General features: G+C 59.7%; 19 protein-coding genes. 15 read left to right on the top strand and 4 right to left on the bottom strand.

Annotated elements, in window-relative coordinates:
* Positions 1 to 3 precede the first annotated feature (3 nt).
* The 5 genes from BSG20_RS18690 (at position 4) to BSG20_RS18710 (ending at position 4,333) form a co-directional block, all read left to right on the top strand.
* Positions 4 to 1,839 (top strand): peptide antibiotic resistance protein, encoded by a 1,836-nt coding sequence (locus tag BSG20_RS18690; protein WP_072377747.1) that lies wholly within the window; start codon positions 4 to 6, stop codon positions 1,837 to 1,839.
* Between the two features lie 20 nt (positions 1,840 to 1,859).
* Positions 1,860 to 2,075 carry a hypothetical protein gene (locus BSG20_RS18695; RefSeq protein ID WP_037126623.1) on the top strand — a complete coding sequence of 72 codons (216 nt, stop codon included), beginning with the start codon at positions 1,860 to 1,862 and terminating at the stop codon, positions 2,073 to 2,075.
* Between the two features lie 9 nt (positions 2,076 to 2,084).
* A complete protein-coding gene (locus tag BSG20_RS18700; protein WP_072377749.1) occupies positions 2,085 to 3,275 on the top strand; it encodes a YcaO-like family protein in 1,191 nt (396 codons plus the stop codon).
* Positions 3,272 to 3,973 carry a TfuA-like protein gene (locus BSG20_RS18705; RefSeq protein ID WP_072377751.1) on the top strand — a complete coding sequence of 234 codons (702 nt, stop codon included), beginning with the start codon at positions 3,272 to 3,274 and terminating at the stop codon, positions 3,971 to 3,973. Before BSG20_RS18700 ends, BSG20_RS18705 begins: the two co-directional genes overlap by 4 nt.
* Before the next feature lie 108 nt (positions 3,974 to 4,081).
* Entirely contained in the window at positions 4,082 to 4,333 is a 252-nt protein-coding gene (locus BSG20_RS18710) for a hypothetical protein (RefSeq protein ID WP_072377753.1), read from the top strand.
* Positions 4,334 to 4,374: 41 nt separating this feature from the next.
* On the opposite strand, the gene BSG20_RS18715 is transcribed toward BSG20_RS18710, so the two are convergent.
* Complete coding sequence (locus tag BSG20_RS18715) at positions 4,375 to 4,821, bottom strand: GNAT family N-acetyltransferase (RefSeq protein WP_072377755.1); 447 nt, start codon at positions 4,819 to 4,821, stop codon at positions 4,375 to 4,377.
* A 377-nt stretch (positions 4,822 to 5,198) separates the two neighbouring features.
* On the opposite strand from BSG20_RS18715, the gene BSG20_RS18720 reads away from it, so the two are divergent.
* From BSG20_RS18720 to BSG20_RS18740, 5 genes are all read left to right on the top strand, one after another.
* Positions 5,199 to 6,458 carry an extracellular solute-binding protein gene (locus BSG20_RS18720; protein WP_072377811.1) on the top strand — a complete coding sequence of 420 codons (1,260 nt, stop codon included), beginning with the start codon at positions 5,199 to 5,201 and terminating at the stop codon, positions 6,456 to 6,458.
* 88 nt (positions 6,459 to 6,546) lie between these two features.
* On the top strand, positions 6,547 to 7,479 hold the full coding sequence (locus tag BSG20_RS18725) for a carbohydrate ABC transporter permease (RefSeq protein ID WP_072377757.1): 933 nt from the start codon (positions 6,547 to 6,549) through the stop codon (positions 7,477 to 7,479).
* Complete coding sequence (locus BSG20_RS18730; RefSeq protein ID WP_072377759.1) at positions 7,476 to 8,318, top strand: carbohydrate ABC transporter permease; 843 nt, start codon at positions 7,476 to 7,478, stop codon at positions 8,316 to 8,318. The genes BSG20_RS18725 and BSG20_RS18730 overlap by 4 nt, the downstream gene beginning before the upstream one ends.
* A gap of 29 nt (positions 8,319 to 8,347) precedes the next feature.
* A complete protein-coding gene (locus tag BSG20_RS18735) occupies positions 8,348 to 11,371 on the top strand; it encodes an alpha-mannosidase (protein WP_072377761.1) in 3,024 nt (1,007 codons plus the stop codon).
* A 99-nt stretch (positions 11,372 to 11,470) separates the two neighbouring features.
* Entirely contained in the window at positions 11,471 to 12,694 is a 1,224-nt protein-coding gene (locus tag BSG20_RS18740) for an ROK family transcriptional regulator (RefSeq protein ID WP_083539950.1), read from the top strand.
* 22 nt (positions 12,695 to 12,716) lie between these two features.
* Here the strand turns inward: BSG20_RS18740 and BSG20_RS18745 are convergent, their stop codons facing one another.
* Positions 12,717 to 13,802, bottom strand: a complete 1,086-nt coding sequence (locus tag BSG20_RS18745; protein ID WP_072377765.1) for an ROK family transcriptional regulator — start codon at positions 13,800 to 13,802, stop codon at positions 12,717 to 12,719.
* Positions 13,803 to 14,088: 286 nt separating this feature from the next.
* Here BSG20_RS18745 and BSG20_RS18750 point away from each other — a divergent pair, with 286 nt between their 5' ends.
* From BSG20_RS18750 to BSG20_RS18775, 5 genes are all read left to right on the top strand, one after another.
* Positions 14,089 to 15,048 carry a helix-turn-helix domain-containing protein gene (locus tag BSG20_RS18750; RefSeq protein ID WP_072377767.1) on the top strand — a complete coding sequence of 320 codons (960 nt, stop codon included), beginning with the start codon at positions 14,089 to 14,091 and terminating at the stop codon, positions 15,046 to 15,048.
* Positions 15,049 to 15,191: 143 nt separating this feature from the next.
* Positions 15,192 to 16,700, top strand: a complete 1,509-nt coding sequence (gene adh, locus BSG20_RS18755) for an aldehyde dehydrogenase (RefSeq protein ID WP_072377769.1) — start codon at positions 15,192 to 15,194, stop codon at positions 16,698 to 16,700.
* 58 nt (positions 16,701 to 16,758) lie between these two features.
* Positions 16,759 to 17,118 (top strand): DUF779 domain-containing protein, encoded by a 360-nt coding sequence (locus tag BSG20_RS18760; RefSeq protein WP_072377771.1) that lies wholly within the window; start codon positions 16,759 to 16,761, stop codon positions 17,116 to 17,118.
* A 667-nt stretch (positions 17,119 to 17,785) separates the two neighbouring features.
* A complete protein-coding gene (locus BSG20_RS18770) occupies positions 17,786 to 18,253 on the top strand; it encodes an Lrp/AsnC family transcriptional regulator (RefSeq protein ID WP_024315224.1) in 468 nt (155 codons plus the stop codon).
* Positions 18,254 to 18,567: 314 nt separating this feature from the next.
* Positions 18,568 to 19,077: a hypothetical protein gene (locus BSG20_RS18775; RefSeq protein ID WP_167371579.1), complete on the top strand. Its 510-nt coding sequence runs from the start codon at positions 18,568 to 18,570 to the stop codon at positions 19,075 to 19,077.
* Here BSG20_RS18775 and BSG20_RS18780 read toward each other — a convergent pair.
* The gene (locus BSG20_RS18780; protein ID WP_072377773.1) at positions 19,071 to 19,724 is read right to left on the bottom strand and encodes a response regulator; all 654 of its coding nucleotides are present in this window, start codon (positions 19,722 to 19,724) and stop codon (positions 19,071 to 19,073) included. The genes BSG20_RS18775 and BSG20_RS18780 overlap by 7 nt on opposite strands.
* Complete coding sequence (locus BSG20_RS18785) at positions 19,721 to 21,046, bottom strand: sensor histidine kinase (protein ID WP_244541367.1); 1,326 nt, start codon at positions 21,044 to 21,046, stop codon at positions 19,721 to 19,723. Before BSG20_RS18785 ends, BSG20_RS18780 begins: the two co-directional genes overlap by 4 nt.
* Between the last annotated feature and the right edge of the window lie 112 nt (positions 21,047 to 21,158).

A 21,158-nucleotide genomic window follows, 5' to 3' on the forward strand; every position in this document is an offset into this window, starting at 1 on the left:
CCGGTGCTGCGTCTCCAAACATTTGGCGAACTGCGTCTGACGGATGAGGCGGGCAATGCCGTCGGCTATCCCGCCAAGGCGCTGTTGACGATGGCCTATCTCTTCACATGCACGGGGCACGCCCTCACCCGCCAAGAGGTCGCTGCGTTCCTATGGTCGGATGCCGAGCCCGATCAGGCCGGCCTCAATCTGCGTAAGCTCATCTCCCGTATTCGCCAGATCGATGACAGTGAGGCCGCGCCACTTAAGATTACCTCAGCGTCGATCGAACTGCAGGCGGGCCTCCTTTCCGTTGATGTTGAGATATTCGATGAGGCAAGGCCGCTGATGGATAGGCTGAAAGCCAGCAGCGACCTACTTCAGCGTGATTTCGCCGGCAATGTTCGCTCAGCAAGCAAGGCGATCGACAGCTGGATCGCGCGGGAGCAGCGCAGCCACAGGGTCAAGTTGCGGCAGATGCTCTTGGAGGCGGCGCCGTCTGCACAGGGCGCCGACGACTACCGAACTGTCTCCGGCGCTGCCTTGCAGTTGCTCGAGCAGGACCCAAGCGACGAGCCGCTTCGGGCGATCCTTCGCGGACTGCCTGGCGTTGCTGGCCCGGACGTGCTGGCGCTGAGCGACAGGCAAACGCGGAACTATGTGGTACCGGCGGAGGTGCAGAATGCAAACCGCCTGGAGCCCGAACCCCGGCCTGCGTCGAGCCTGCCGCGCCTGGTTTTGCTTCCTCCGACATCACAGGGCGGCGTCGTGGGGCTCTCGCTTGCCGGTGCGCTGATCGAGGATGTCACGATCGAGTTATGTGCGCTCAGGAACATTTCCATCGTCGCACCGCATACAGCCGAGCAAATTCGCCGCGACTCCGACAAAGCCGCCGTTATCGCTCGTCACTCTATCTCCTATCTCCTTGATACGAGACTTTCAGGCGAAGGTCTGTATGCTCAGCTTGTCTATTTTCCCACCGATGAAATCATCTGGGCGACCCGCTTTCCCATGACCGCTGCAACGCTGCCGACCCAGCGACGGCTCATTGCTGAGCACCTATCATCCTCTGTCGCGGATGAACTTGCCAGGAACGAGCAAGCTCGGCTGAGCTTGGAAGCCAATCCGCAGTGCTATCACGCCTATCTCGTTGGTGCGAGCCTTATGGGCAAGCTGACGTTGCCGCACATTCGCAGGGCGAGAGCGGCGTTCAAGGAGGCGTTGAAATACAATCAGGACTTTTCGCCGGCGTTTACCGGCCTGGCACGGACCTATACCAGCGAGTGGCTGGTGACGGCCCAGGGCAATGAGGAACTGTTGGGCCTTGCTGAGCAGAATGCGTTGAAGGCAATAGAGCGCGACGATGGTTTCGCCAGCGGCTACCGCGAACTCGGCGTGACAAAGCTCTATCTCGGCGACGTTGACGAGAGCGTGGCAGCCCTTAGCCACGCGGAGGAACTGAGCCCGCATTTTGCCGACGTGATCTACAGCCACGCTGACACGCTGGTGCATGCCTCACGTCCGAAGGAGGCGTTGACAAAGATCCAGAAGGCGATCTCGCTGAATCCCTTATCCCCGGACAGCTATCTTTGGTGTGCCGCCGGCGCAAGCTATTTTCTCGAGCAGTACGACGACGCCATCGCCTATGTGGAAGCCATGAAGGACAAGGCGCCGGCCCACCGCATTGCTGCTGCGAGTTGTGCAATGATTGGCGATCGCAGGCGTGCGCAGTTCTATCGGCAGCGTGCGGAAACGCTGAACCCGGTCTTCGATGTAGAAAAATGGCTCTCGGTCGTGCCCTTCAAGGAGCAATGGCAGAAGGATCTCTACAGAGAGGGGCTTTTGAAAGCTGGATTTTGACACCAACGAAAGGGAACATCATGTCAAGGGCAGTTGTATTTGGTATCGCAGGGGATGCGACGCTTTGGATTGCGGATCTCGACGCGGGAACCGTCAAGCAACTCGATGCCGCAGCCGGTGAACTGGCGAAGGTTGCCGACCTGCGCAAGGCGGGCGCCACCGTCGTCAAGAAGGTGGACTTCGCGGTTGCGGTCTCGACCGCGAAAGCGGCGTTCTCCGGTCACGTCGAAAGTTGAGAGCGCACGCTGACCGCGCGTAGACTTGCCGCCTATTGCGACCGCACGGTTCCACCATCCGAAACCCTTTTTCGAACCGCGCCATTTCTTGCGGATTTCGGCATAACCCGCGTCGCCCGCCACACCGGTCTGGACAACATCGGCATCCCAGTGTGGTGTGCTTATGTCCCAAACGGGCGTTCCGTTGCGATCGCACAGGGTAAGGGGTTGACGGATGACGACGCCAAGGCTTCGGCCGTCATGGAAGCGCTGGAGCGCGTCGTTGCCAACAGACCAGCCGTTCCGACGTTACGCACGTCGGCTCGTGATCTGCGGGCAGCGGGTTTTGCTTTTGATACGCTTGCCTGCCTGATCGGCCGTCACGAGGGCGATATTCGGCTGGATGAACCGGTTGACTGGGCGCTCGGCAAGGATCTCCTGACCGATCGGGAGATTTATGTTCCCGTCGATGCGGCGCTTCTGGATCGAACGCGCCGCAACCGCTTCTGGATGTCGTCCGATGGCCTCGCCTCCGGCAATACCCCGCAGGAGGCCGTTTTGCACGCGGTTCTGGAGCGTATCGAGCGCGACGCATATTGCCTTTGGCAGATCGGAAGCGAAGCGGATCGGTTAGCGCGTTGTATTGATCCGGTGAGCTTCAATGATCCACTGGTGGATGAACTCGGGTCAAAGATTGAGGCGGCAGGGCTGGCCATGCGACTGTTTGACATGACGAGCGACATTGCCGTTCCCTGTGTCACGGCCGTACTCGGGCCCTCGAAGCGACGCGACAGCAACATTCGCTTTGTTGAAGTGACGGGAGGCAGCGGCGCGCACCCGTCGCCTGTTCGGGCGGCCGTTCGGGCAATGACCGAGGCCGTTCAATCGCGGATCACCTACATCAGTGGCGCACGCGATGACTTGTCGCAGGACGTGTTTCAAAGGCTCGCGCCCCCCGAGACCGTACGCGCCCTCGATGCCATGCCGGTCGTTTGCAACGTTATTGCGGCCTCACAGCGGCACGGCGTCGGACCGCACCTCGATGAGGTCCTCAATGCTTTGCGTGAGCGAGAAATCGCGCCAGTCATCGCGCTACCGCTCAGCGATCGTGCTCTTCCGTTCCATGTCGTTAAAGTCTTCATTCCCGGGCTCGAAAATCCCGAGGGCGCTCGGGCGCGTCGCTTTGGCGCCCGCGCGATAGCAAAGGCGGTGTTCTCATGAAAGTCGTCTTTGTCGAGCCGAGCCTTTCTGACGCAGCAGATCTCGTGGGTGATGAGATCACCATATGCCCGCCTGCCGTCCAAGGCGACGTGCTGGCCGCTGTGCAAAAGGGTGCGCGGGTGATCGGTGTCATCGATGGCGGCTTCGAATATACAGCGCCCGTGTGGCACAAGGAAATCCTCTATGCACTTTCGCGACAGGTCCGCATGTTCGGAGGTGCAAGTATGGGCGCGCTACGCGCTGCCGAATGTGGGATCTTCGGTATGGTCGGCGTTGGCCGCATCTACCGCGAGTATGCAACGGGGGTGACTGTCGACGACGCCGATGTAGCGCTACTGCATGGACCGATCGAGTTAGCATACAAGGCGTTGACCGTTCCATTGGTCAATGTCAGGGCGACTCTCGATGCGTTAGAGAGCGGGCAGATGCTCAGGCATGAGCATCGCGTGGAGCTCGAAAAAGCTGCGGGTAATTTGTTCTTCAAGATGCGAACCTGGAGCGCGATCGTGGAAAGTGCGGATGTTTCGGCAGAGAAACAGGCGTTGCTGTCGCTGCTGCGATCGAACGAGGTCGATCAGAAGCGTGCCGACGCTCTCGCCGTTCTTGATGCGGTTCTTTCGGCAGACGATCACCCCCCGTCCCTGAGCGAACGAGCGTGGCAATTCAACGAGACTTTTGTCTTGGCGGAAAAACAATAATTTGGAGATTGCGGCACGGAATGCAACAAGAAGGTGTGTCACGTGTTTTTCACGGGCCTTTTGCGCGTGTGCTGAATATTCTCTCGCCTGTTCGAGGGGAGAACAGAGATGAGCGCAGCATCGACAGACAGACAGATCGACCTGGCTAGCAGTGAGCGATCTTCAGACGAGTTGGATGAACTCGTCGCCCTGGCGCGCATGATCGCTTACGCAAAATATGCGGCCGAAGATGTTGATCTGGTGGGCGCAATGCACTGTCTCGGCCTGGCGCTCAACGAGGTTCTGCGTGAAATTGGCGACGGTCCGCATGAGGGATTGGCGGATGTGTTGTTTTCAAACAGGACGTCGTCCTTGAACTGACATGACCCGCACGGGCCGGGGCCGGCGTGGCGTGCGCCGGCCTATGTCAGTTTTTTCGAATAGACACAGAGCTTCTCGGACTGCTGATAGTCATTGCTCTTGTAGTACTCCGCAACGCCGCCGGTGCTGCGAGAGACGAGCCACACGTGCACATAACCCATGATGCGCGCTTCCTCCTCTAATCGATTCAATAGCCGGGACCCGATTCCGCAGCGCTGGTGCTGCGGCCTTATCGCTATTTCCGCAACGTGAATCCCGCGACCCATCACAGATGTGTGCGGGAGGCCGAAGGCGAAGCCTATCGGCCGCTCTGCGTCGGATGCCGCGACAGCCATGCACATCGGCGTCGTTGTCAGTTCGTCTATGCGAAAGATTGCGTTCTGGATGGACCATTCTTCGTGCCAGGGCGGCTTGGCGTAGGCCTGAACGATGATATCGGCGCTCTGGAGCGCCTCGTCCCGGGTCATGCGTCGATAAATGATCGGCATCTATTCACTGTCGCCACCGTTGCGCATGACACGCTTTGTGGCGCCTTCCTGTTCATTCTACCCCACGACGTTAAAGCACAGGCCTGACGGGCCGTGTTGTGACTTCATCGTGACACGCGCTTTGCGCGAAGGCCGACGCTGAAACGACGGGGTTTTTTGCTTCGTGTATTCGCATCTGCACGCCAACGTTGAACTCGACGGCGTGCTGCGCGGAACGATGTCGGCGGCCTCTCCTTGACACCAAACGAAAGTGACTTAATCTAATCGTCGGATCTGGATGCTCGATGTGTGGAGGCAATGGGCTCGGACCGGATCCTGACCAGGGAGGAAATAGGGTGAGGAACAAGGCAATCACGCTTGCACTTGCTGCCAGCACGATGTTCACGCTGCCGCAGCTCAGTATGGCCCAAGACACCATCACAGGTGACATCGTCGGCAAACCCGATGCGCCAAATAAGATGGTTTTCCGCATGACCACGGATGGCCCGCGCAACAACGAACCGGCTTATGCGCAAGGCTATAGCAAACTGTTCAACGACTTCATTGCCAAGCGTCCCGATTGGCAAATCGAGCTGCAGATGATGTCCGGCGACATCGGGCAGGAGCAAGCGCGCATGCTCGAGCAGGCGAAGTCGGGTCAGGCTCCGGACTGCGCAGCGGTCGACTCCTTCGTGCTGCCGCTGTTTAAGAAGGCCGGCGTCCTTCAATCCTTCTCGCCCTACTTCAGCAAGGATGAGATTGCTCAACTGTTTCCATTTATCCGTGATGGCATAACTGGCGCCGATGGCAACATCTATGCGTGGTGGTGGTCGACGGATCTGCGTGTCCTCTATCGCAATAAGGAAATCGTTCCGGATGCTCCCCAGACATGGGATGAGCTGAAGAAGGCGGCATTGTCATCTGTCGAACAGGGCATGGAAGGCATTCTGTTCAATGGTAGCCGCTACGAAGGAACGACCTTTGACTGGCTGGCGAATTTCTGGGCACAGGGCGGCAAGCTGGTCGATGACCAGGGTAAGCCAATCTTCGGCGAAGGCGAAAACCGCGAGAAGTTCATCAAGGCCGTCAACTACTATCGCGGCCTGGTTGAGTCCGGGGCGGCGCCAAAGCGCGTCGCGACGCTTGGCAGCTACGACGACTTCAATGCTGCCGCGGCGGCGGGCACGACGGCACTCTTCGTCGGTGGCAACTGGCAATATGCCCAGCTGAAGACGGCCCTCGATCCGGAAGAATTCGCGAAGTGGAGTTTCTCTCCGCTTCCCGGACCGACGGCGGATCTGCGCTCGACCGGTACGGGCGGCTGGACCGTCGCCGCGTTCAGCAAAGACCCGGCCAAGATCAAGGTCTGCGCTGACCTTGCCCGCGAGGTCTATATGGGCCCGGCCAACGCGCTGCAGGAGCAACTGCCCACACGCGCTGACCTCTACGACAAGTACGAGGTCTTTTCGAGCGAGGCAAACAAGACATTTGCTGCCGCCCTCAAGGTTGGCCAGGCAAGACCCGGGGCGCCGGTCTATCCGGAGATCTCGAACCAGATCCAGATCATGATGGGAAAGGTGTTGACAGGCACACAGGCGACGGAAGCCGCAGTGGACGAGGCTTTCAGCGCTTCGCTCAGCGCCTTCAAGCGAAGCTGAGCGAGCGATCGGTGGCGCAGAGCCCCTCATCTGCGCCACCGGTCACGACTGGACGTCATCCTTCTTGGACAATGGACCGGACTGACCGATGATGAATGCTAGCGTTGCGGCCGAGCGTCCCCAACGGTTCGGAATAGGTATACCGCGCCGGCGCAATCCATCGCCCCTGCCCTGGCTCGTTCCGCTCATTCTCGTGCTCGGCATCTTCTACCTCTATCCTCTGATCGACGTGTTCCGTTTTGCATTCACCAATGTTTCGCTCGTCGGCGCTGATGAGCAATACACGCTGCAAACCATCATCCACACGCTGTCGAGGCCCGAGCTCGTCCAGATCCTTTGGGTGACCTTCGTATTCACGGCGTCAAGCGTCGTCGCGCAACAGGTGCTCGGCTTCTTCATCGCTCAGGTGGTTGTGCGCAGCGAGGATCGTGGTCTGTTTGGATCCACCATCGTGCGAACAACGGCGCTTGTCGCATGGGTCGTTCCCGGCATCGCCGGCGGCATCATCTGGAAGATGCTGTTCAACGAAGCGCCGTTTGGCGGGCTGAACAGTCTGCTGCGGATGGTGGGGGCTGCGCCGGTACAGTGGCTTTCCGATCCCGATATGGTCATGTGGTCCGTCGTCATTTCCAACGTCTGGCGCGGCACAGCCTTTTCGATGGTCGTCATGTATGCGGCCATTAAAGCGATCGATCCCGAACTTTACGAGGCGGCCGAGATCGATGGCGCCAATGCCCGCCAACGCATGATCTATATCACCTTGCCGCAGCTACGCACTGCGATCCTGGTCAACATGATCCTTATCACCATCCAGACGCTGAATACGTTCGACGCCATCATCTCGCTGACCGGCGGCGGACCTGGACGGGCAACCGAGGTGCTTTCGCTCTACACATTCAATGTCGTGTTCCGCAATTATGATCTCGCGGCCGGCGCTGTGTTGTCTATCCTAATGCTGTTAATCAGCCTTGGCCTTGCGCTTGTCTATGCGCGTTTCCTGCCACGGGGAGAGCCGGTATGAGAACCTCACGTCAGGATCGGCTGGGCGATCTCTTCAGCTACGTGTTTCTGGCCGTCACCTTCCTGTTTTTCGCCTGGCCGCTGCTATGGCTGCTGTCGCTCGCGCTCAGGACGCGAAAGGAGGTGTTTTTGGGCGTCAGCCGGTTCATTCCGAAAGCCCCGACGCTGGATAACTTTACGACCATTTTGTCTTCCGACAAGTTTGCTGGATATCTCTGGAACGCTTTGATCCTGTCGACATCAAGTGCCATTGGTTGCCTTGTCGTGGCGTTGCCGGCTGCTTATGCGTTTTCGCGCTTCCCGTTCCGTGGGAAAGGCCCATGGATGATGATCCTGCTCGCCTTCCAGATGATCTCGCCACTCGTCATCATGGTACCGCTCTATCGCTACATGGCCGCAATCGGTTTGACGGACAACCACTTCGGCGCAACCATGGTCTATATCGCGCTTGCCGTGCCGATGGTGACCTGGATCCTGAAGGGTTTCATCGACGGCATCCCGCGCAGCCTCGACGAGGCGGCGCTGATCGACGGATGCAGCCATTTCGCGGTCTTCTGGCGCATCATCCTGCCCCTATCGACACCCGGTATCGCATCGGCCTTCATCATCACTGTGATCGCGGGTTGGTCGCAGTTCCTCGTACCGTTCCTTCTGATCAGCAAGGAATCCCTGATGCCGATTGGTGTCGGGATCTTTCAATATGCCGGGACGCAGAATGATTCCTCCATTCAGCTTCTGGCGGCCGCCTGCCTCGTATCGGTCGTTCCCGCGATCGTTGCCTTTCTTTCTCTCCAACGGCTCATCCTCGGCGCAATGACGGCAGGTGCCGTCAAGGGCTGATCTTTGTTTCAAATCGCAGGATTATCATTATGACGCTTACGCTGCTCCAACGTCTTGAACGTATCCGCGTCCGTGCTGCGGAACTCGAATACTGGCGCTCGCGCGAAACGGTCCAGGTGGATGGCTGGACCTTTGGCGCAGAGCCAATTGCCATCGGGGCGCCCTGGCCGCGCAGCGACGGTACCGTTCATTTTGCCGCGCGTGCCAGACTGCCCCGGCATTGGCCGCTGGAAGATGCCCGCCTTTTGCTCGACCTTGGCGGGGAAAGCCTGATCACGATCACCGATGAGGCGGGCAATGAAAAGAGGCTTGGTCTCGATCCCTATCACCGCGAATTTCTCCTCCCCTCCCGCGACATCCAAATTCGATCGGAGACGGTGGCACGCCTGCCGTTCGGCGAGCCGGTACGCGCTCCGAAACTGGAGCGCGCGGCGCTGATCTGGCTGGATAGGGCGGTTGACAATCTCTGGCTGCTTCTGCGCCAGATCTGCGAGGCTGTCGATATTCTCGACCAGCACGACGTTGTTCCGCATCTGCTTGATGTCGCCGAGGAGGCGATGCGCGGCCTGGAATGGCCGTCGGCAACCGCTGCCTATGTTGCCCGCACGGCGCCTTCCCCAATGCAGCAGAAGATCTGGCAGCTGCCGCCATTGGAGGCGGCACCGGAAGGGCTCAATCAGGCTGAGCGCGCCAGCGTGGTATCCGCCTATGAGACGCTGCTTGCACAGCTGATGCAACTGCGTGAACGGTTCCCGCCACAGGGCGAGATCGCGCTGACGGGACATGCGCATATCGATCTTGCCTGGCTCTGGCCCTATGGCGAAACGCGGCGAAAGATGCGCCGAACATTCCATACCGCGCTTTCCCTAATGGAGCAGTCATCCGATTTTCGTTTCAACCAATCGACCGCGCATTACTACGCGCAGATCGCAGAGGACGATCCGGCACTTTTGGAGCGGATTATCGAGCGCGCCAAACAAGGCAAGTGGGAGACAGTGGGCGGCATGTGGGTGGAGCCCGATACGAACATGCCGACCGGCGAAAGCCTCAGCCGGCAGATTCTCTATGGACAGCGCTATTTCGAGAAGACATTCGGCGTTCGCCACAGCGTTTGCTGGTTGCCTGACTGCTTCGGCTTTTCCGGCGCCCTGCCGCAGCTGTTGCGCCAGGGCGGCATGAACAGCTTCTTCACGATCAAGGTCAACTGGTCGGAAACCAACAAGTTCCCTTCCGATCTCTTCTGGTGGGAGGGCCTTGATGGGAGTCGGGTTCTTGCCCATACGTTCGACAATCCGATGCATGGCTATAATGGCTTCGTACGACCAGATTGCTTTGTTCCGACCTGGCGGAATTTCAAGGACAAGGACAAGCACGACACCACCCTGCTTGCGGTCGGTTACGGCGATGGCGGCGGCGGCGTCACACCCGAGATGATCGTGCGCGAGGAGCAGCTGCGGGCATTTCCCACCCTGCCGAAGGCGCGGTGGACAAAGGTCGACGACTTCTTCAAAGGCGCGCATGAAAGCGCGACCAAGAAGGACTTGGCAACCTGGCGCGGAGAGATATATCTCGAGCTGCATCGCGCGACCTTGACCAGCCAGAGCGTGGTAAAGCGACTGCACCGCAAGGCGGAGCGCAGTCTCAGTACCGCCGAGACCTTGTTTGGACTGGCCCACCTGTTGGGTGCCGACCAGCCCAAATCGATGGAGCCCGAGTGGCGCGTCGTCCTGAAGAACGAGTTCCACGATATTCTGCCGGGTTCGTCGATCGCGGAGGTCTACGTCGATGCCGCCAACGAACTCGAAACGGTTGTCGCCAAGGGCAAGGCAGCCCAGGCGAAGGCGATGGAGGCAATCGCCAAGCAGTTGCCGGCGGGCACCGGAAACAACCTGCTCGTTGTCAATCCATCCCTGTCAGCGCGGCCGGTGCGGCTAACGCTTCACGACGGAACCATTGTCTCCTCCGAAACAGTGATCGCGCCGCTCACCATCGCCGTTTTCGGTGCGGAAGCGCTCCAGCCTGCGCCTGGGCTTTCCGTCAGCCGCGAGCATCTCGAAAATGCTGTCCTTAAGGTCACCTTGGCCAAGAATGGCTCGATCGCGAGCATTGTTCACAAGCCGACGGGCCGCGAAGCCTTGCAGGACGGTGGCAACCGTCTGTTCGTCTATCCGGCAGACAAACCTCGCAATTGGGATGCGTGGGATGTCGAGGAGGATTACGCCGCGCGCGGCGAAGAGATCACCACACTCGACAGCCTCCAGGTGATCGACAACGGACCGAACCGCGTGGCGATCAAGATTGTCAGGACGTGGCGGCATTCGCGCATCACGCAAGTGCTGTCGCTTGGCGCCAACGCACGGCGGCTCGATATCGAAACCGAGCTCGATTGGCATGACCGTCGTGCCTTCCTGCGTACGCAGACGGGGGTGGCCGTCCGCAACGCGCGCGCAACCTGCGAATGCGCCTATGGCGTGGTCGAGCGGCCAACGCACTCCAATACCTCGTGGGACCAGGCGATGTTCGAAGCACCGGCGCACCGGTTTGCCGATCTTTCGGAACCGGGCTTCGGCGTGGCCATACTCAACGACGCCAAGTATGGACATAGCATTCGTGGCAATGTCCTTGGTGTTTCGCTCCTTCGTTCGCCGATCTATCCCGATCCGCTTGCCGATGAGGGGGTGCAAGCGTTCACCTATGCGCTTATGCCGCACGACGGCACCTGGTACGACGGTGGCGTCCGGGAGGAAGCCGAAGACCTGAACCAGCCACTCTTGGCACTACCCGTGACAGGACGCGCGATCGGCAACTGGCAACCACTTGGGGTGACGGGGATCGATGCGGCGCTCTCGGCTATAAAACCTGTGGAAGACGGCGACGGACTGATCGTGCGCGTCTACGAACCGGCCGGTCGCCGCGGAGCATTCGATCTAAAGCTCCCATCCAATTGGCGCAACCAAGGAACCGTCAGCATCCTGGAAGAACCGATGGCCGACACGCCGACGACAGGGTTGATGCCCTTCGAGGTCAAGAGCTGGCGAATTGCAAGAGCTTGAATAGCGGAATGGCGCAAAGGGGCTGGCATTGGTCCCTTTTCCAATTGGATCCGATCACATAGTCTTGCGCAAGCTTGGGTGTGCGGAGGGAGGCGGAACGTGTTGGTGTCGGGCTCGAACACGGAGCAGGCGGCGGCCGCGAACCGGGCCATGATCCTTTCCGCGATCCACCGCGGGGGTCCGATTTCGCGCACTGAACTTGCCGCGCAATCGAGGCTCACCAAACAGGCAGTGACGCGCATTGTCGAGCGCCTGCTCGACGATGGCCTCATCATGGAGGCACGGCGTCGACACGGCTTGAGAGGGCAGCCTGCCATCGAATTGGAGATCGATCCAGAAGGCGTCTTCTCGATCGGCGCGAATGTCGATCGAGATCACCTGACGATCGTTGCTGTCGACGCCGTCGGCACTGTCCGTGGGCGCATCCACCATGAGCGACGCTTTCTGTTGCCGGACGATTTTGTCGCGCTCATGAGCGACGCGCTCTCGTCGTTTCGTCGTCGCAAGATCATTCAGGAAAGCCGGCTCGCAGGTATCGGCCTTGCCATTCCCGATTGGCTCGGCGAGGTGCCGGTGATTGGCTTCCCGCCAGAGTACCGTCGTTGGAATGGCTATGACGTTCGCGGCGCTTTGGAGGCTCTCTCCGATCATCCGGTCTTTATCGACAACGATGCCAATGCCGCCGCGCTCGGTGAGATCGAGTATGGTCTTGGCACCGAGATCGACAGCTTCTTCTACATTCTCGCAAATGCTTGCCTCGGCGGCAGCTTGGTGATCGACGGCGTCCGGCATAAGGGGGCAAGTGGTATCGGCGGCGAGATCGGCTGGCTGCCTGTTGTTTTTGATGAGGGTCCCTTTGCCGGCAGCACCCAACCGCTCGGCGAGATGTTCTCGCTCTTCATCCTGCTCGACTATTTGCAGCAAAAAGGCGTCACGGCGACGACGCCATCCGACCTTCTGGAGCTCGACGAGACGGGCCGCAATCTTGTCAGTGCATGGTTGCGCAAGGTCAGCATCAAGATAGCGCAGGCGGTGGTCAACATAGGCATGATCGTCGACCCCGAAGGGGTGCTTATTGGTGGCCGCTTTCCTGTTCGCCTGATCGACGAACTTCTCCTTTATGTGCATGAGGAAATTGCCCGTCTCGGTGCCCAGGCCCCCTCCCTACACCGGGCGGCAGGATCAGAGGACGCCGCAGCACTTGGCGCGGCCGCAATTCCCCTTGCCCACCGACTCGGGCTTCCGTCCGCGGAACCGGAGCAGCGGCTTCGCAATCCGCTTGGGGGACATCCTTTGCAGGCGCTGGACTTGGTGCCTGCGTAGCGACTGCGTCAGTTGTCTGGTGTTATTCTCGCGTGTCCGGCAATGTCATTGCGTCCAGTGGTCGCAAGGCGGCGCCGGCAGTGACACCCGCCCAGGGAAGCGTCGCGCGCCTGACCTGTTGAATCCAGGGTGCAATGACAAGGTCGCGGATCTTGTCGTCACGCTCCCGCGACATGCGCTCGACCACGGCATCCAGGACGTCCTCGGGCAAGGAGCCGCCGATGAGGATGGCACCGGGGGCTATAAAGCCCGAAACAGCGAGCACTGCCTCATGCAGATGACGGGCCGCGGTCGCGACCCAACGATCCCTGTCGGCCGGGCCTGAAGCGAGACAGCGTTCCAGGGATTTGAGCGTTGCCACCTCGTCGAGACTTGCCCCGTCGACGCCTGAGCGCATTTCGCCGATCTGTCCGGCGCGGCCATGGATGCCTCGGAATACCCTGCCCCCAATCAGAAGACCGGCACGCACCGAGCAATCGATGAGGATCATGACCAGCCCGCCTTCCCGGTCGCCAGTCCCCAGCGCGCGCTCGGCTTCGATCGCGGCCTCCGTGTCATCCAGGAAAACGGGTTCTTCGCTCTGTCTCGCCAGGGCGCTTTTTATCTGATGGCGATCCATGAAGGCGCCGGGCGAGGTTGCGACACCGCAGCCTACCAGCTTGCCGAGACCGGCTGTTCGGCGCAAATCGGCGGCCGTGGCGACGAGATCATCATGCGTATCGAAAGATTGCTGGCGGACGATCTCGCCGGCAAAGTCCATCAGGATGATTTCGCCATCATGCTTGCCGATCCGCACGCCGAGAGAAAAGGCGGCTTCGCTGCGCAAGCCAAACTCCGCCGCAGTGTAATGTCCTGTGGTCGAGCGCTTGCGTTCGCTGACAAGGCCGGCAAGTGCAAGGCGACGGACAATTCCGGTGATTGCAGGTTCGGTCAGACCAAGTTCTTTGGAAAGCTCCCGACGCGTCAGTGGGCCGCGGCGCCGAAGGAGCCTAAGGGTCGTGCGGGAATTATGCTCGGCGATGTCAATTGGACTGATTCCGGGACGATCATCGTGTCGGAGCCGCTGCCTGGCTACGCCAGAGATCGAATGGCGCCGTGGTGTTTTCACAAGCAACTTCCCATACAACTGCCGCAGCCGCGATCAATCACGCGCACAGGTAAATCTATCCGCCAATTTCCCCCCCGCAGCAAGAACCGATGGCATCTGCTCGGGCACCAAATTGAGCTCGACGGCGCTTCGCGGGTCTCAGCGAGTGGGTGATGAGCCAAGTGTCGCAATATTGCGACACTTGGCTCATCACAATGCTCGTCCCGGATGGCTCGACCGGTCGTCCGAGAATTGCCAAAGCCATGGCTTTGCGCCAAGGTGGCCGTAGAATTGGTTGGAGGAGCCAATGCGTGAACTCGCTGCGCATGCGGACCACGTCTATTCGTGCACTCAACGGGATTCCGCTGTCGCAAACTCATCGATCGTTGCGTCCTGGAGGCGATGCATTGCCATGCATAGGCTTGCCCCGGAGCAGATGCGGGTGCCACTTCGCCTTTCCGATGAGGAGTTAAGGAGCGCTCGGCAAGCCTCCGAAAATCTCATCGCCGACGCTTCGTCTGAACTTGATCGTCTATCTGCGACAGTGGGCAAGAGCGGCTGTTGCCTGATCTTGACCGACAGCAATGGCGTTGCGCTCGAACGCCGCGGGGTGGCGGGCGATGACAAGCATTTTCATGAATTGGGCCTCTGGACAGGTTCCGTCTGGACCGAAGCCAGCATCGGTACGAATGGCATTGGCACGGCCATCGCTGACGGGCGTTCTGTCGCGATCCTGCGGGATCAACATTTCTTCTGCTCGAACATCACTCTGAGCTGTACAACGGCGCCAATCCGCGACCACCGCGGCCAGCTGGCGGCCGCACTCGACATATCGACGTGTCGCGACGACGTCAACGAGGTCACGCTCGGGTTCCTTGGCCAGATGGTCCGTGACGCGGCCCTGCGCATCGAAATCAATCTGTTCAGAAGCGCCTTTGCCGGGGCCCGCTTCCTCATGGTGCCTGCCGCGAGCAATCCGACCGCAGCGCTCCTAGCTGTCGACCGGCATGACCTCGTTCTCGGCGCTACCCGCGCTGCGCGTCTGGCCCTAAAGCTAGACGACAGCCGCATTGCGGCGGGCCTGCCTGCCGCCGATGCGCTTCAGGAGCAGAGTATCTCCGCAGACGAGGATCTCGTCGAGGCAGAACGGGCAGCCTTGCTGCGTGCCCTTTCCCGTTCTAGCGGAAACGTTTCACAAGCTGCCGTGGCGCTCGGCATCAGCCGGGCGACGCTGCATAGGAAGATGAAGCGACTCAATCTACACTGACTGCGTTGGCGCCTCTCTGTCGCAGAGTTGCGACAGTGTGCGCTGCGGTACTCTTGGCGGCAGCTTTCTGCCGCTGCAAAACGCGCGCAGATTTCCTCTCACCGGTTCGCTCTCGAACCCGGACCTTTTCAAGGGAGGATCACATGCTGCATCAGAAAATCATCGAGTCGCCGTTCAAGACGAAATACGGCAACTTCATCGGCGGAGAATGGCGCGAGCCGATCGAGGGACGTTACTTCGACAACACCACGCCCGTTACTGGCGGCAAGCTGTGCGAGGTGGCCCGCTCCAGTGAACTGGATATCAATGCCGCACTCGACGCTGCCCACGCTGCCAGAGAGAAATGGGGCCGGACTTCGGCTTCCGAGCGGGCCAACATTCTTATGAGGATCGCCCAGCGCATGGAGGATAAGCTTGAACTCCTGGCGCAAGCCGAAACATGGGACAATGGCAAGCCGATACGCGAGACGATGGCCGCCGACATCCCCTTGGCGATCGACCACTTCCGATATTTCGGCTCCTGCATTCGTGCCCAGGAAGGTTCGATTGGCGAGATCGACCACGACACGGTCGCCTATCATTTCCATGAACCGCTCGGTGTCGTCGGCCAGATCATTCCCTGGAACTTCCCGATCCTGATGGCTGCCTGGAAGCTCGCTCCGGCGCTCGCTGCGGGCAACTGCGTCGTCATCAAGCCCGCCGAGCAAACGCCGGCCTCGCTTCTCGTCTGGGCAGAACTCGTCGGTGATCTGCTGCCGCCTGGCGTCCTCAACATTGTCAACGGCTTCGGCCTTGAAGCCGGCAGACCGCTCGCCTCCAGCCCGCGCATCGCCAAGATCGCCTTTACCGGTGAGACGACGACCGGCCGCCTGATCATGCAATACGCCAGCCAGAACCTCATTCCGGTCACCCTCGAGCTCGGTGGCAAATCGCCAAACATCTTCTTTGCCGACGTCATGGCCGAAGACGACGACTTCCTCGACAGGTCGCTGGAAGGTTTTGCAATGTTCGCGCTGAACCAGGGCGAAGTCTGCACGTGTCCCAGCCGCGCGCTCATCCAGGAATCGATCTACGATCGCTTTATGGAAAAGGCCGTCAAGCGCGTCGAAGCCATCAAGCAGGGAAACCCCCTCGATACGGCGACGATGATCGGTGCCCAGGCTTCCAACGAACAGTTGGAAAAGATCCTCGCTTATCTCGACATCGGCAAGCAGGAAGGTGCTGAAGTGCTGACCGGTGGCTCGCGCAGCGATCTCGGCGGCGACCTCGCCGGCGGCTATTACGTCAAGCCGACGATCTTCAAAGGACACAACAAGATGCGCGTCTTCCAGGAGGAAATCTTCGGACCCGTTGTGTCCGTAACCACCTTCAAGGATGAAAAGGAAGCCCTCGAAATCGCCAACGACACGCTGTACGGCCTCGGCGCCGGCGTCTGGAGCCGCGATGCCAACCGTTGCTACCGCTTCGGCCGTGAGATCCAGGCCGGGCGCGTATGGACGAATTGCTACCACGCTTACCCGGCGCATGCCGCTTTTGGCGGCTATAAACAGTCGGGCATCGGTCGTGAAACGCACAAGATGATGCTCGACCATTATCAGCAGACGAAGAACATGCTCGTGAGCTATAGCCCGAAGGCCCTCGGTTTCTTCTGAGAGATCTGTTTGCCGGCTCGCTCTCATGACAGGGCGAGCCGCTTTCAGGAGAGAGATGATGAAATCAACGATCAATGGCCAGCCACGCGTCACAGCGACAGACAGCGCGATCGCGTTGATTGAGGAGATCAGGCGAGATTATCCCGATATCCTCTTTCATCAATCGGGGGGCTGTTGCGACGGTTCGTCGCCGATGTGCTATCCGGCGGGTGACTTCGTTGTCGGAGATCACGACGTGAAGCTCGGGGAGATCGCAGGCGCGCCTGTCTATATCAGCGCCACACAGTTCGAGGCCTGGAAGCATACGCAACTGATCATCGACGTCGTGCCGGGTCGTGGCGGTATGTTCTCGCTCGACAACGGCCGAGAGAAGCGCTTCCTGACCCGATCCCGTCTGTTTGCGTCCGTGCCTGATTAGCGATCGGGCAGGCGACCCCAGCCCGCCCCGTCTACCCACCGCCAAGCAGGCCGAGCGACCGGTGCTGCATAAAAATCGTCCTTCCGACTTGATAATTGGCAAGAACGGTGCCATCTAGCGCCCATCACCTGTATCGATAGCCTGCTGGCTTGCCCTCAAGGACATGTCGCGTTCGCTGTCCGGGACAGAAAAAGACGCTCCCCGAAAGGGTTGAGCGTCTTTTTCTTTTTGACATCTGCTATTGCTCGCCCGAAACAGCGTATGATGCGGCACGAGGGAGAAACAGCTGATGAACGATAATGTCATTCAATTCCGGCGCCCGAAGCCCCCGCGGCCGCCTCGACCAGGTCTTCGCAAGCTCGCGATTGCCGCGGCTATTCTTGCACTGTTCATCGCGGCATGGGGTTATTTTACCTTGTTCAGGACGCCGGTCTGATATCGGTCCGCTCGGTGTACCGGCTTGCGACTGAGGGCAGCAGGGCACGAGAGCGGCCTGACGGGCAAGCGACGAGTTTCTCTGGCTTGGCCGTCCCATTCCGCCATTTCATATGAGATAAACCGCGCTACTCTGTGAATAGAATGGTGCGCAAAGCCAGTGCTGGCTGCGCGGTTTCGACGGAAACGTCAAATCATGAGAAACGCACGTATCGCGAAATGAGAGATGCCGATGAAAGTGCCCGAAATCGACAATGTAGACCGAAAGATTCTCCGATTACTCCAAAGCGAGGGGGATCTCAGCCATGCCGCACTCGCTGAGCGGGTCGGGGCGTCGAGCGCGTCTTGCTGGCGCCGCATCAAGGCGTTGGAGGCGGCGGGCATGCTTGGGCCGACGGTCCGGCTCGTGCGCCCTGAGGCGGTTGGTCGTGGCCTGACCGTGTTTTGCCAGGTGCGAATGAAGACGCACGACCCGGTCGCCAGAGGCGATTTCGAGCGTTTCGTCGAAAGTCACGAGGAGGTGCTCGAATGCTATTCTATGTCTGGTGATTGGGACTATCTACTGCGTGTGGCCGTCACCGACGTCGAGGACTACGAGCGCCTACTCATGCAAGGGATACTGACACACCACGCCGTGGCGACATCGTCGTCGCATTTCGCCTTGAAGCGCGTGAAATACTCGACTTCAGTGCCGGTCTGAGCACGTTGCTTGGCAAGCACTTTGCTGAAATCGTCGGACCTTGGTCCAAGGTTGGCTGGACGAACGTCCTGCGGCTATCAGGGAAAGGTCTGAAAGTGGCGATTGCGAATTGACGGTCCGGTGGACACGTGAGCAAATTCAAGAAGGTGGCACGGCAGTTCCATATGCTATGCCGGGTGGTTTTCTCTATGTGCACTCCAGCGTCGAACAAATCGGGTAGCGATGATTGCCCAGATCACGATCGGGAAGGAACCGTGGAATTCAGAGGAATGATGATGCTCGCACGTCGAAGGTTCGTTGGAGCCCTATGCTGTATGTCACTTGGTCTGTTGCTGGTAGCGATGCCCTACAAGGTCGTGGTCTCTGGCACTTCGCTGACGCTCAAGCTCCAGACCGCTGAGGCCGACAAGGGCGGCAACGGCAATGGTGGCGGCAATGGCAATAGCGGCAATGGCAATAGCGGCGGCGGCAATAGCGGCGGCGGCAGCGGCAATAGCGGCGGCGGCAATGGCAATAGCGGCGGCGGCGGCAATGGCAATAGCGGCGGCAGCGGCAATGGCAATAGCGGGGGAAATGGTAATGGCGGTGGTAACGGCAATGGAAACAGCGGTGGCCGTTCCAACAGCGACACCACGACGGGAAATGGCTCGAGGGCTTATGTCGGTAATGCGGACAGCTCGGCAATAGAGGTTCGCCACGGCGACGGCATGAGCGAAGTCATCAGGAAAGGCCGCTATATCATGAGAGACGCGAGGGGGCGCACGATCGTCAACCGGCGAGCGACCTCAGCAGATGAAATGCGCCTCGAATCTTTCATTCATTGATCGTTCCGCCCGTCGATGGCATCGCGAAGCGCAATTGCCGCTTCCGTTCGGTTGGCGACACCGAGCTTCGCCATGATCTGCGTCATGTGATGCTTGATCGTCTTTTCGTGAAGATCGAGCTTCCTGGCAACATGCTTGTTGCTCATGCCGGATGCGACGAGTTGCAGGACTTGTTGTTCACGCGTGGTCAATGCGGCAATGGGGGAAAATTTCTTCGGAGCAGGTGAAGAACGACTGGAAAGCAGGCGTGCTGACAACGTCGGGGCGACATAGCTCTCGCCTGCCGCCACGCTTCGAATGATTTCTGCAAGTGCCCTGGAGCCGACGCCTTTCAACACATACCCCTTCGCACCACTGTTCAATGCAGCCGTGACGTCGTCGCTGGACTCGGAAACAGTGAGCATGACAATCTTCTGTGATGGTTCGGTTTCGAGGATCGGAGCGATCGCGTTCAATCCGCCGCCAGGCATGGAAATGTCCATAAGCAGCACGTCCGGCTGCAGATTCTGCGCCACCTTTATCGCATCATCCTTCGTGCTTCCCTCCGCGACGATTTCAAATCCGTCGATCTCCGACAGGCTTCGGGTTACCCCTTCCCTGAACAACGGGTGGTCATCGATCACTGCGACGCGAATACGCACTGTCATGTCTGTTGGATCTCCTCGCTGCTGAGCGACATGCTGACAAGGGTACCTTGGGCGGACGATTGCAGCTGGAAAGTGCCGCCAAGGCTTTCAATGCGCTCTCTGAGACCGGCAAGGCCAAGACTGGTGGGGCCCACGGCGTTGGGATCGAACCCGGATCCACCGTCTGAAACCTCAATGCTGATGCGGTCACCCTCCAAGCGTTGCACCACGCGTTGTTCTACACCGCCGCCGTGACGATAGCTGTTATTCAGCCCTTCCTGCACGAAACGGTATATACAGATCTTTGCCGAGGGCGAAAGATGCTCGGGCATGTCCGCCATCGACAAGTGAACGCGTGATCCGGTACGCTGTTCATGCGCACGCACGCTGCGCTCCAATATCTCTGCCAGGCTCGCGGCCTCGATCTGCGGCAACACAAGCCCGTTGCAGATCGTCCTGATCTCATTCATGGCCTCGTCGAGGCTTGCCTTGATGGCTGCGATTTCGCGCTCGCGCAGTGATGCAGGTGCGGCCGGATCGACCAGCGCATTGCTGTCCAGGCGCAACGAGGCAAATGCCACGAGTTGTGCCGGCCCGTCGTGAAGATCGGCGCCAATGCGCCGCAAATGGCTCTCGTTAAGCGCTGTGGCGCGCTGAGACGCGCGGTGGACTCGCGCTCGCAACGTCTGGTTCTGCGACAGGAGCGCCGAAAGCTCGTCAACGCGGCGCCTCAGTGCTCGCCGCTGCTCTTCGATGGTCCTGCTGCCTCTCAAAATGAGGGCCGACAACACGATGAAAAAGGCAAGCGTGAAGGCCGCGACCGCCATCCAGCTGTGCAAGCGCGCCTGATTGAGGCTCCGCTGGAAATCGTTGGCTATTTCATAGAATTCGGAGACGGCGACAACCTGCCCTGACCATGGTTGCAGAACGGGATTGTAGATCTCAAGCAAAGGCTTGCCACTCGCCAGTTCGGCTTCGTCCTCCCTGTCTTCCAGGCGATTGAACTGCGCGACCATCTTGCCGGAGAAAGCCGTCTTGAGGTCGTCGCTCAATTCGAAGCGCTTGCCTTGTATGCTCTTGTCGTTCGAATAAAGAACGGTGCCGTCTGCGCGCCAAAGCCTGAACGACATCAAGCGGTTTCCAAGCGCGCCCTGCTCGAGCGTCTCGTCGAGCGCGCGAGAGACAGTGTCATCGAGCTCCTGGGCCGTGAGCATGTCAGGCAGCAGGGGCGCGATCACGCTGTCGACGTAAAGGGCAGTCGATGCCCCTGAATTTCGGGTCACCGCGTCTTCGATCAGGCTGCTTACGAATGCGCCGACCAACACCATCGCGACCAGCGACACAGCGCCTCCCGTAAGGAGGAACTGCCTGGCCAGCGATTGTGAATTCCATCGTTTTATGAGTTCATGGGGCCGCACGAGATGTCTCGGGATCGGCCGCCCAGAGTTGCGGCGG

The organism is Rhizobium tibeticum (genome assembly GCF_900110205.1).
GTDB classification, from domain to species: Bacteria; Pseudomonadota; Alphaproteobacteria; order Rhizobiales; family Rhizobiaceae; genus Rhizobium; species Rhizobium tibeticum.

What these genes read in the sequence shown, in the direction of transcription:
- BSG20_RS18695 (WP_037126623.1), top strand. Translation starts at nt 1,860, where the DNA reads ATGTCAAGGGCAGTTGTATTTGGTATCGCAGGGGATGCGACGCTTTGG.
- BSG20_RS18705 (WP_072377751.1), top strand. Translation starts at nt 3,272, where the DNA reads ATGAAAGTCGTCTTTGTCGAGCCGAGCCTTTCTGACGCAGCAGATCTC.
- BSG20_RS18710 (WP_072377753.1), top strand. Translation starts at nt 4,082, where the DNA reads ATGAGCGCAGCATCGACAGACAGACAGATCGACCTGGCTAGCAGTGAG.
- BSG20_RS18715 (WP_072377755.1), bottom strand. Translation starts at nt 4,821, where the DNA reads ATGCCGATCATTTATCGACGCATGACCCGGGACGAGGCGCTCCAGAGC.
- BSG20_RS18720 (WP_072377811.1), top strand. Translation starts at nt 5,199, where the DNA reads ATGTTCACGCTGCCGCAGCTCAGTATGGCCCAAGACACCATCACAGGT.
- BSG20_RS18725 (WP_072377757.1), top strand. Translation starts at nt 6,547, where the DNA reads ATGATGAATGCTAGCGTTGCGGCCGAGCGTCCCCAACGGTTCGGAATA.
- BSG20_RS18730 (WP_072377759.1), top strand. Translation starts at nt 7,476, where the DNA reads ATGAGAACCTCACGTCAGGATCGGCTGGGCGATCTCTTCAGCTACGTG.
- BSG20_RS18735 (WP_072377761.1), top strand. Translation starts at nt 8,348, where the DNA reads ATGACGCTTACGCTGCTCCAACGTCTTGAACGTATCCGCGTCCGTGCT.
- BSG20_RS18750 (WP_072377767.1), top strand. Translation starts at nt 14,089, where the DNA reads ATGCGTGAACTCGCTGCGCATGCGGACCACGTCTATTCGTGCACTCAA.
- adh (WP_072377769.1), top strand. Translation starts at nt 15,192, where the DNA reads ATGCTGCATCAGAAAATCATCGAGTCGCCGTTCAAGACGAAATACGGC.
- BSG20_RS18760 (WP_072377771.1), top strand. Translation starts at nt 16,759, where the DNA reads ATGAAATCAACGATCAATGGCCAGCCACGCGTCACAGCGACAGACAGC.
- BSG20_RS18770 (WP_024315224.1), top strand. Translation starts at nt 17,786, where the DNA reads ATGAAAGTGCCCGAAATCGACAATGTAGACCGAAAGATTCTCCGATTA.
- BSG20_RS18775 (WP_167371579.1), top strand. Translation starts at nt 18,568, where the DNA reads ATGTCACTTGGTCTGTTGCTGGTAGCGATGCCCTACAAGGTCGTGGTC.
- BSG20_RS18780 (WP_072377773.1), bottom strand. Translation starts at nt 19,724, where the DNA reads ATGACAGTGCGTATTCGCGTCGCAGTGATCGATGACCACCCGTTGTTC.